Origin of the sequence: uncultured Methanofollis sp., assembly GCF_937919355.1 — an archaeon.
Classification (GTDB): Archaea; Halobacteriota; Methanomicrobia; order Methanomicrobiales; family Methanofollaceae; genus Methanofollis.
Genome location: NZ_CALFSA010000239.1, coordinates 1 through 9399, shown reverse-complemented (window position 1 = coordinate 9399; position 9399 = coordinate 1). Strand labels below are relative to the sequence as shown.

Below are 9399 nucleotides of genomic sequence, written 5' to 3'. Positions count from 1 at the left end.
TCCTCTTCGCCCTTCCCCGGCCCAGATCGTGGGGAAGGCGGGGAATACGCGCGACCCCTCCACAGCCAAAAAAGTTATTCCCCGACCACCGGCGACGCCGTCCTGTCGAAGGGGTTTGTCCGCATCGCAAGGGAGAAGAGGTACGGGTAGTTGTCCTTCAGGTAGTGCATGTAATCCATCCACCGGGAGACAAGGAGGCCATAGACCCGGTCGGCGTCGCCGGTGAGGTGGGCGAGGTCTGACCCCGGAATGTGCGCCAGGTCCTCGCGGTGCTCCAGTTCCTCGGTGAGGTGGAAGACCGCCCGCAAGACCCCGGTGAACTCCTCGTGTTCGAGAAGTGTCGGGTTTTCCAGCAACCTCAGGAAAAATTCCCTCTTCTCCACCAGAAACGCCTTCAGCGGGACAAGGTCGGCCCGGTCCACCGCAACCCGGTACTGGCGCTGCGCCAGGCGCTCCCGCACCCGGGCGAAGTCCTCCCCCAACCAGTCGTCCCTGACGACAAGGTCGCGTCTGACCGCCTCAAGGCCCGGGTCGTGGTCGGAGAGCCAGGTGAGCAGGGCGGTCCCGGCCTCGGAGAAGAAGATCCCGATGACCATGTTCAGTTTCTCAAGTCTCTCCCGCCTCGCCCTGAACGCGAGAAGTCGGTTCAGGATGAGGGTCACGATCAGGACATTGAGAGGGAGGAAACCGAGAGAGTTGAAGATATAGTCATACGTACCTTCGACGTCGTCCAGGACGTACACCTTCGTCGTATAGATGACAACGCTCAGGAGAACAAGAAGAAGGCCGAGCCTGAACTCCCAGGTCGGCCGCCACCGGGGTGCCACCATGATACCAGAGTGCCGCGACAGGCAGAAAAAACCTCTGGACCAGACCGGCCGGAAGGAGAAAAAAGGGGATGAGCCAGGGCAGGAAGACCTGCTCAGACCCAGCCGCGGAGTTTCATTGCGTCGACAACGCGCTTCATTGCCAGGGTGTACGCCGCCTGGCGGAGAGAGATGGAGTGCTCCTGCGCAACGGCGTAGACCTCGTGGTATGCCTTCGTCATCTTCCGCTCCAGACGGGCGCGGACACTCTCCTCGTCCCAGCGGTCGAGAGAGAAGTTCTGGACCATCTCGAAGTACGAGACCGTCACACCGCCGGAGTTGCAGAGGAAGTCCGGGATGACCGGGATCTTCTTTGCGAAGAGGATTGCGTCCCCTTCCGGAGAGATCGGCCCGTTCGCAAGTTCGGCGACGACCTTTGCCCCGACCTTGTCGGCGTTGGAGGCGTTGATGGCGTTCTCCAGGGCGGCCGGGATGAGGATGTCGACCTTGAGTTCAAGGAGTTCTTCGTTGGTGATGTTCTTCGCACCAGGGAAGTCCTTGACCGCACCGGTCTTCTGCTTGTAGGCGATGAGCGCCGGGATATCGAGGCCGTTCTCGTTGTAAACACCGCCGTGGCTGTCGCTCACCGCAACGATGGCGCAGCCGAGGGTGGCGCCGAGGGCCGCAGCATGGGAACCGGCGTTGCCGAAACCCTGGATGGCGATCTTTGCCTTTGCAAGGTCGATATTGTTGTCCTTTGCCGCTTCCCTGATGACGACCCAGCCACCGCGGGCGGTTGCGTCGCCACGGCCTTCAGAACCGCCGAGGACGACCGGTTTGCCGGTGATGACACCGCAGGCATTGTGGCCGACAAGGGTGCAGTACTCGTCCATCATCCAGGCCATGATCTGGGGAGTGGTGTAGACGTCAGGGGCCGGGACATCGCACTCGGGACCGATGACCTTGTAGATCGCACGGATATAGGCGCGGCTGAGCCGTTCGAGTTCGCTGGCAGAGAGTTCCTTCGGGTTGCAGACGACACCGCCCTTGCCGCCGCCGAGGGGGAGGTCAAGGAGGGAGCACTTCCAGGTCATGAGAGCCGCAAGGGAACGGATCGTGTCGATCGTCTCGCCGGGGTGGAACCTGATGCCGCCCTTCGTGGGCCCGAGGGCGTTGTTGTACTGGACGCGGTAGCCCTGGAAGATCCTGAAAGAGCCGTCGTCCATCCTGACCGGGAATGCCACGTGGATCTCCCTCATCGGGGTCATGAGGTACTCCTCGACATTCTGGGGGAGGTGCAGGAGTTCAGAGCAGGCGCTGATCTGCTGCTTCACCATATCAAACGGGTTTTCATTGGTCACTTGCGATCACCAATTTCCTGATTATGATTACATGCGATCCATATTATACGTGCCGGAGTGAATGAAAAATATTTTTTTGGAAATACAAAAAAATATGCCATTTATTGTCTATCAGGGAGAGATCAACAGTTATCACAGTGAGATGTTCTGAGGGGGAAGGAAATTTCCTGCCTGCCATCGGGGCCACCCCAGGCAGATGAAAAAAGAAGGGACCGGTTACTCACTGACCGGCGGTTCTCCGCCGAGCATCAGGGACCCGAATATGATCTTCTCCAGGACCTGCGCCACGTACTTCATCTGCTGCGTCCCCTCCATGTCCTCGTACCGGTGGACATCGGCGTAGACCTGGAGACGGATAAGAGCAAAGCGGAGGCTGTCGAGTTCGGTATCGGAAAAACCGGCCGTCTCGGTATATATCGGCTCGATAAGGTCGGGGAAGGTGGTGATATCCCGGACCGCCGCAGCGATCCGGGTATAGATGCCGAGGGGTTCCCCGTTCCCCTGGAGCACCCGGATAATATCCATTTACCCCTCGATGAACTTCACCAGGTTCTCCATCACGGCGTCGATCGCCTTCCAGGAGGGGGAATCGGCGTGCCTGTTGATGAAGGGCCTGCCCTCGTCGCCGGCCTTGCGCATCTCGACGTCGATAGGGATGGCGCCGAGGAAGGGGACACCGAGTTCTTCAGCAGCCTTCTTGCCGCCGCCCTTGCCGAAGATGTCGATCTCCTTCCCGCAGTCCGGGCAGATGAGTCCGCTCATGTTCTCGACGATGCCGATGACCTTGTAACCGAGTTTCTCGACGAACTTCACCGCCTTCTTCGAGTCCATCGTCGAGACTTCCTGTGGGGTGGTGACGATCACGGCGCCCTCGACATTGGGGGCGAGCTGGGCGATGGAGAGGGCCTCGTCGCCGGTGCCGGGCGGGAGGTCGACGACCAGGTAGTCGAGTGCGCCCCAGTTCACGTCCTCCAGGAACTGCTGGATCGCCGCCATCTTCATGGGCCCGCGCCAGATGACAGGGGTCTCGGCGTCGGGGAGGAGGAACTCCATCGAGACGACGGAGAGGTTGCCGGTGATCTGGATAGGCTCGATCTTGTCGCCCATGACGGTCAGGTGCTGCCCTTCGACACCGAGCATCTTCGGGACATTCGGGCCGTGGATATCGAGGTCGAGGAGGCCGACGGTCTTGCCGTGGTTCGCGAGGGCGGAGGCGAGGTTGACGGAGACGGTCGTTTTGCCGACGCCGCCCTTGCCGGAGAGGACCAGGACCACGTGCTTGACGTCGATCTTCGCCTTCGGGGGGAGGCCCTTCTTCGATGAGTCGCACCCTTCCTGCTGGGCGCTCGGGCATGAGGAGCAGTTGCCCGAGCAGCCTTCCTGCTGTGCGTTGTTCTGTGCCATGATGATTATCTCCCAGATTGGTGTGCTCTGAACACTTCTATAAGTATCTGTGTGCCGGCCTGTTAAAGGCTTTAGATACCGGCAAGGAGCCATTGCCGGAGATACCGGGGAGCAATAACGTTCAGGCCGGGAAGAATGGGTTACATTTATCTGATCCCGGTGTCCCCAGAGGGTGTGTGGGGACCATGAAAGGATATGCCGACAGACTGCTGGACGTCGACCTCACCGCAGGGAAGTGCACGCCGGTGCCGTACCCGGACGACCTGAAGAGGGACTATCTCGGGGGGAGGGGCCTCGGTGTCCGGGTACTCTCCGAGGGGATCGACGCTTCCACCGACCCCCTGGGGCCGGAGAACATCCTGGTCATCGCCACCGGTCCCCTGACCGGCACGGGCGTCCCCCTGGGATCGCGTTTCGACGTGGTGACACGCTCGCCCCTGAACGGGACGCTGACGAGCGCGAACTCAGGCGGGTTCTTCGGAAAGGAGGTGAAGAGGGCCGGGTTCGATGCGGTCGTCGTCAGGGGGAAGGCCGAAAAGCCCGTCTACCTCTGGGTCCACGACGGGGAGGCCGAGGTCAGGGACGCCTCAGACCTCTGGGGCCTCCGGGTCGGGGCGACGGTCGGGGCGATCGAGGCCGAGACAGACGGCCCGAAGACCGAGGTGCTCTGCATCGGGCCTGCCGGGGAGAAGTTGAGCCTCATCGCCTCGATCATGAACGAGACCTATCGGTCGGCAGGGAGGGGCGGCGTCGGGGCGGTGATGGGGAGCAAGAACCTCAAGGCGGTCGCGGTGCGGGGCGAGGGAAAGGTCGAGGTCGCCGACCAGACGGCGCTCGACGAGGCGAAGGTCGCCGCCCGGCGGAAACTCAGGGAGAACCCGGTGACGGGAAAGGGCCTGCCCGCCTACGGCACCGCCATTCTCGTCAACATCATCAACGAGCACCATATCCTGCCGACGAAGAACTTCCAGACAGGCTACGACCCCGAGGCCTCGGCGGTCTCCGGCGAGGAACTCGCCGACCGCTACCTGAAGACGAAGAAGTGCTGCCACTCCTGCATTGTCTGCTGCGGGCGGCGGACCGAGATCGACGGGGTCGAGGGGGACGGCCCGGAGTACGAGACCGTCTGGGCCCTCGGGCCGGACATCGGGTGCCACGACCTCCCGATGGCGATCAGGGCGAACAACCTCTGCAACGACCTCGGCCTCGACACCATCTCGGTCGGCGGCACCATCGCCGCGGCGATGGAGATGACGGAGAAGGGGTACTACGACGCCGGCATCAGGTTCGGCGAGTGTGAGAAGGTCGTCCCCCTCATCGAGGCGATCGGTTATCGACAGGGGGCGGGAGACGACCTCGCCGACGGGAGTTATGCCTTCGCCGCCCGCTACGGCCACCCCGAACTCTCGATGACTGTCAAGAAGCAGGAACTCCCGGCATACGACCCGCGGGGCCTCCAGGGCCACGGCCTTGCGTACGCCACCTCGGTCCGCGGCGGCGACCATGTCTATGGCTATCTGGTCTCGCCCGAGGTGCTCGGCCTGCCCGTGGCCCTCGACCCCTTCACCGACGAGGGGAAGGCCGAGTGGACGAAGGCCTTCCAGGACCTCACCGCCGCGATCGACTCCTCGGGGATCTGCCTCTTCTCCTCTTTCGCCCTTGGCGCCGACGACTACGCCGCCCTGGTCCGCGGGGTGACAGGCATGGCCGTGACCGCGGAGGGCCTGATGGAGATCGGTGAACGGATCTGGAACCTCCAGCGGGTCTTCAACCTGCAGGCCGGCTACACGAAGGCCGACGACACCCTGCCCCGCCGTCTCCTCACCGAACCCCTGCGGGACGGGGCACCGGCAGGACGGGTCTGGGAGAGGGAGCACGTCCTCACGGAGTATTACCGCGTGCGGGGATGGGACGAGGAGGGCGTCCCGACGCCGGAGAAACTGAAAGAACTCGGGATCAGCGGGAAAAAAGAAAGGATACCCCACGCCCCGCCCGCCCGGTGAGGAGGCTCAGACTTCTCCAGGGCCGGCGGCATCGATCGCGGGGGAGTAGGGTTTGATGTCCAGGAGGGGACTGCCGTCCAGTGCTTCGAGGCCGCGGACCCTGAGGGTCAGGCCGTCGACGGCGATGAGGTCGACGAGACAGAGGGCGATCGGGTTCGGCCTGTTCGGCGACCGCGTCGAGAAGACGCCGAGTTCCCGCTCAGTCCCCGGCGGCGTCGCCTTCAGGGCCGACCTGTCGGCGCGGTCGAGCCAGTAGAGCACGATCAGGTGACGGTGTTTCCCGATATCGGAGAGTGCCGGGGCATATGCAGGGTAGACCACGATCTCGCTCACGACGTCGGAGAGACGCCCCTGCCGCGGAGCGTCCCCGTGCACCCGGTAGGGCGACCTGATCACGCCGATCGGCACGAGTTCCATCATTCCTCATCATCTCCCAGGGCGAAGCGGCAGACCTCCCTGTGACTGCACCCCCGGCACCGCGCCGGGACATTGTGGTTCCGCCACACCGGGGCTCCGGTTCCGTCCAGGCACCGGCGCATCTCGGCCACTGTCGAGAGCACCTGCTCCCTCAATTCGTCGGTGAACTCGATCCGGTGCTGCTTCCCCTCGCCGTAGACCAGGATACCGTACGGCACGTGCACGCCGTAATACTCCTCGACAAGGAGGCAGTACGCGGCGAGTTGAAGGATGTGATTCCAGTATGGTTTCCGTGCCCGCCCGCTCTTCACCTCCACCGGGACATAGGCCCCGGTCATCTCGTCACGCAACACGTAGTCCGGCCTCCCCGAGATCCGGTAGGTCTCGGAGAAGAAAGTCCCGGTCTGCTCGTTGAGGTCGGTGTACAGGAGTTCGCCCTCGGGGATACCGAACTTCTCCCGCACGGGCTGGACAGAGTAGTGTCTCCTGATGGCGAAGATGAAGAAGGCAAGCGCACCGAGGAGGAGAAGGATCAGCACTTCGCCCGTGGAGAAACTCACTGCACCCACCTCATGAGGATGATCAGGGCGAGGGCGAGCAGGGCGTAGCCGAGGATGGTCAGGAGCCAGAACTCCCGCCGCGCTTTTTCAACGGCAAAGAGTTTCTTTCCGACCTCGGCATGCTTCTGCATCCCCCTCTCGCTCGACGCGGAGGTGGTGCTCTGGCCGTTCCGGCTGAACTGCCAGGAGAGAGCACAGTATGCAAAGTCGGCGATCTCAGCCGCCGAGATCACAGGCTGGGGGGCGTCCCGGTCGCCCGTCAGGCCCCCCTCCTGTCGAGTTCTTCGTTGCAGAGGCGGTCGGCCTGCGCGATATGGGGGTTGGTCCGGCGGACTGACACAAAACGCACCGACCTGAACCTGCCGACCAGGGCGAGCACGCCGGCCTTCAGTTCCCTGAGGTGCTCCTTGTTCACCCTGTACTCGCCGTTCATCTGCCTGACCACGAGTTCGCTGTCCGAGTAAACGGAGAGGTCGCCGGCCGTCCTCCCGGCCGCCGCTTCGAGGGCGTGGGTGATGGCGAGGTATTCGGCGGTGTTGTTCGTCGTGACCCCGGCATAGCCTGAGTCTTCGAGGACGACGGCACCGCCCTCGACGAAAAGGTAGGCATAGGCGGCATGGCCGGGGTTGCCCCGCGAAGCCCCGTCCGTATAAATATCAAACCCACCCTCGTCAGACATGGCTCACCCAGTAGAGTTTGGCAGGGACGCTAAATATGGCTGATGGTTGCGGAGGGGCCGACCCACCCCGCGGACTATATAAGAGGCGGGGGAGAGGTCAGGCCATGACAGGAGTGCGGAGTCTGCACAGGATCGTCATCGACCTGGGTTTTGTCGAGTTTCCGGCACGGCACACCTGCGACGGCGAGGGGACGTCGCCGCGGATCACGATCACAGGGTCGGCGGCACCGTCTGTCGCCCTGACCGTGCACAACCCCTATGAGCAGGGGTGTTCCTTCTCCCCGTGGCTCGCATGGAATATCGAGCCCCTGCGCTTCTCAGACGGCCGGGCGGTGGTCCCTCCGGGCGTCCCGCCGGAGGGAGTTGTGGAGGCGCCTGTCGCCATGGTCCAGGGGACAAACAGTTACGGACAGATCGGGTACCGGGGGCCGTGCCCGCCGCGGGGCGAGGCGCACAGGTATTATTTCCGGGTCTACGGACTGGACGCCCACCTCGACCTCGCACCCGGTTCCGACCAGCACGCCCTCGTCGCCGCCATGCAGGGCCGCGCCCTCGAGTACGGCGAGACCTTTGCGATGTACAGGCGGCCCTGAGGAGGGGTTCACCCGTCCATCATGTCGATGCAGATGATATCGTAGCCCATCAGGGCCTCCCGGACCGCAAAGATGATCCCCGCAAGGACGAGCGCCATCCCCACGAGGAAGGAGAAGATGGTGAGGAGGGAGAGGCCGGGCAGGCCCTGGACGTCGGAGAGGCCGATCAGGAACGAGGTGACGACGAAGGCCGCCACCGACGCCGAGTAGGAGAGGATGGCGTTCCTCTCGTGGCGCGCCCGCACGCCCAGTTCCGAGAGTTGCATGCAGACGCTCTCGCGGTGCCCTGCGGCAGCGTCGGCGCCGCACCGGGAACAGCGCCTCTTCTCTTCGTCGAGGAGGCGGATCCTGTTCAGGACAAGAGAATATTTGTTGTTCATGCCGAGGATGAGGAGGCCGCACGCCGAGATCATGAGCCCCGGCGCAAGCATCGTCTGGATGATGTCTGCTGTTGTCATGTGATGCTCTGCACGTAGTTGTGTGGCGTGCGGATCATGGTTTCTCGGGAAGGGAAAAAAAGTGCTCTGGAAAACAGGGAAATATATGCACATTTTCACGCTCAGGATAGGGGGGGTGGCAGTTGATCGGCGCACTCCACCGGGGGACTACAGCGAAGGTCTTCGACCTTCTCGACTCCCTTCGGTCGTCACTCGAAAATCAAAGATTTTCTTGTGCTCACCCTGTTCGCAGCCCCCGGCCCCCGGTGCACGATAGACGGGGGATGGCAGTCCCCCATCTCAGGATATCGCTCTGTCTTCCCCGACACTATCCTAAATCGGGGGTCCGGGGGTGAAACCCCCGGCAGGCAGTATGGGGAAGGCAGGGAGTCGGTATTCTTCCACCGGGGGACTACCGCCGAAAATCAAAGATTTTCTTGTGCTCACCCTGTTCGCAGCCCCCGGCCCCCGGTGCACGATAGACGGGGGATGGCAATCTCTTCCTCAGGATCTCTGCTCTGTCTTCCCCGGACCAATCGCAAGAGAGGGTCCGGGGGAACGACCGAAGGGAGTCGAGAAAACTGTAGGTTTTCGAGGCCGTGCCCCCCCGGCAAGCAGTATGGGGAAGCAACCCCCCGCTCCTCCTCGCAGTATCAGGAAGATACCTCGCCCCGAACCAGAGCAATTCTCCAGACCAAAAAAAGATCGATCCTCAGATCACCGGTTTCCCCGCGCCGATCACGGCGGCGATCCCCTCCATCTCGGCCGCAAGGAGGCGGATGATGTCGTCGACCGTGATGATCCCGGTGAGGGCGCCGTGCTCGTCAACAACCGGGACCCTCCTCACCCCTTTCTTCCGGATCGCTTCGAGCGCCTCGTAGAGGCCGGTCGTCCCGGGCAGCACAAGGAGGTCTGCGGTCATCACCGCCCGTGCCGGAACTTTTTTCGGGTCCAGTCCATGCGCCGTGACCCTCACCGTGACGTCCCGGTCGGTGACGATCCCGACGGGTTTCTTCTTCTCCACGACGACGACGCTCCCCACATTCTGCTCGGCCATGATCGCGGCGACGTCGAAGACCGGCGTCTCCGGCGGGACGCTCACGACCGGCACCTGGCAACACTCCATCAGTGTCATGTCT

General features: G+C 63.0%; 12 protein-coding genes. 2 read left to right on the top strand and 10 right to left on the bottom strand.

Annotated elements, in window-relative coordinates:
• Positions 1–74: 74 nt before the first annotated feature.
• The 4 genes from Q0520_RS11760 to Q0520_RS11745 all read right to left on the bottom strand — a co-directional run bounded on the left by Q0520_RS11760 (position 75) and on the right by Q0520_RS11745 (position 3571).
• Positions 75–830 (bottom strand): hypothetical protein, encoded by a 756-nt coding sequence (locus tag Q0520_RS11760; RefSeq protein WP_298670308.1) that lies wholly within the window; start codon positions 828–830, stop codon positions 75–77.
• Positions 831–922: 92 nt separating this feature from the next.
• Complete coding sequence (locus tag Q0520_RS11755; RefSeq protein ID WP_298670306.1) at positions 923–2167, bottom strand: Glu/Leu/Phe/Val dehydrogenase; 1245 nt, start codon at positions 2165–2167, stop codon at positions 923–925.
• A gap of 216 nt (positions 2168–2383) precedes the next feature.
• Positions 2384–2692, bottom strand: coding sequence for a hypothetical protein (locus Q0520_RS11750; RefSeq protein ID WP_298670304.1), 309 nt, complete (start codon positions 2690–2692; stop codon positions 2384–2386).
• On the bottom strand, positions 2693–3571 hold the full coding sequence (locus Q0520_RS11745; RefSeq protein ID WP_298670302.1) for an Mrp/NBP35 family ATP-binding protein: 879 nt from the start codon (positions 3569–3571) through the stop codon (positions 2693–2695).
• A 185-nt stretch (positions 3572–3756) separates the two neighbouring features.
• Between Q0520_RS11745 and Q0520_RS11740 the strand changes: the two genes are divergently transcribed.
• Complete coding sequence (locus tag Q0520_RS11740; protein WP_298670300.1) at positions 3757–5574, top strand: aldehyde ferredoxin oxidoreductase family protein; 1818 nt, start codon at positions 3757–3759, stop codon at positions 5572–5574.
• A 6-nt stretch (positions 5575–5580) separates the two neighbouring features.
• Here the strand turns inward: Q0520_RS11740 and tsaA are convergent, their stop codons facing one another.
• Genes tsaA through Q0520_RS11720 form a run of 4 tightly spaced genes read right to left on the bottom strand, consistent with a single transcriptional unit; the run spans position 5581 to position 7230 of the window.
• Positions 5581–5994: a tRNA (N6-threonylcarbamoyladenosine(37)-N6)-methyltransferase TrmO gene (tsaA, locus tag Q0520_RS11735; protein ID WP_298670298.1), complete on the bottom strand. Its 414-nt coding sequence runs from the start codon at positions 5992–5994 to the stop codon at positions 5581–5583.
• The gene (cas4, locus tag Q0520_RS11730; protein ID WP_298670296.1) at positions 5991–6551 is read right to left on the bottom strand and encodes a CRISPR-associated protein Cas4; all 561 of its coding nucleotides are present in this window, start codon (positions 6549–6551) and stop codon (positions 5991–5993) included. The genes tsaA and cas4 overlap by 4 nt, the downstream gene beginning before the upstream one ends.
• Positions 6548–6784 (bottom strand): hypothetical protein, encoded by a 237-nt coding sequence (locus tag Q0520_RS11725; protein WP_298670294.1) that lies wholly within the window; start codon positions 6782–6784, stop codon positions 6548–6550. The genes cas4 and Q0520_RS11725 overlap by 4 nt, the downstream gene beginning before the upstream one ends.
• Before the next feature lie 26 nt (positions 6785–6810).
• On the bottom strand, positions 6811–7230 hold the full coding sequence (locus tag Q0520_RS11720; RefSeq protein ID WP_298670292.1) for a ribonuclease HI family protein: 420 nt from the start codon (positions 7228–7230) through the stop codon (positions 6811–6813).
• 104 nt (positions 7231–7334) lie between these two features.
• Here Q0520_RS11720 and Q0520_RS11715 point away from each other — a divergent pair, with 104 nt between their 5' ends.
• On the top strand, positions 7335–7823 hold the full coding sequence (locus tag Q0520_RS11715) for a YbhB/YbcL family Raf kinase inhibitor-like protein (RefSeq protein WP_298670290.1): 489 nt from the start codon (positions 7335–7337) through the stop codon (positions 7821–7823).
• A gap of 8 nt (positions 7824–7831) precedes the next feature.
• Here the strand turns inward: Q0520_RS11715 and Q0520_RS11710 are convergent, their stop codons facing one another.
• Together Q0520_RS11710 and Q0520_RS11705 are read right to left on the bottom strand one after the other, a co-directional pair.
• Positions 7832–8281 carry a DUF2721 domain-containing protein gene (locus Q0520_RS11710; RefSeq protein WP_298670288.1) on the bottom strand — a complete coding sequence of 150 codons (450 nt, stop codon included), beginning with the start codon at positions 8279–8281 and terminating at the stop codon, positions 7832–7834.
• Between the two features lie 691 nt (positions 8282–8972).
• The coding region (locus Q0520_RS11705) for a CBS domain-containing protein (protein ID WP_298670286.1) at positions 8973–9399 on the bottom strand (427 nt) is incomplete at its 5' end.

Excerpts from the sequence above, each read along its gene's own strand:
- Q0520_RS11760 (WP_298670308.1), bottom strand. The coding sequence starts at position 830 with ATGGTGGCACCCCGGTGGCGGCCGACCTGGGAGTTCAGGCTCGGCCTT.
- Q0520_RS11750 (WP_298670304.1), bottom strand. The coding sequence starts at position 2,692 with ATGGATATTATCCGGGTGCTCCAGGGGAACGGGGAACCCCTCGGCATC.
- Q0520_RS11745 (WP_298670302.1), bottom strand. The coding sequence starts at position 3,571 with ATGGCACAGAACAACGCACAGCAGGAAGGCTGCTCGGGCAACTGCTCC.
- Q0520_RS11740 (WP_298670300.1), top strand. The coding sequence starts at position 3,757 with ATGAAAGGATATGCCGACAGACTGCTGGACGTCGACCTCACCGCAGGG.
- tsaA (WP_298670298.1), bottom strand. The coding sequence starts at position 5,994 with ATGATGGAACTCGTGCCGATCGGCGTGATCAGGTCGCCCTACCGGGTG.
- Q0520_RS11720 (WP_298670292.1), bottom strand. The coding sequence starts at position 7,230 with ATGTCTGACGAGGGTGGGTTTGATATTTATACGGACGGGGCTTCGCGG.
- Q0520_RS11715 (WP_298670290.1), top strand. The coding sequence starts at position 7,335 with ATGACAGGAGTGCGGAGTCTGCACAGGATCGTCATCGACCTGGGTTTT.
- Q0520_RS11710 (WP_298670288.1), bottom strand. The coding sequence starts at position 8,281 with ATGACAACAGCAGACATCATCCAGACGATGCTTGCGCCGGGGCTCATG.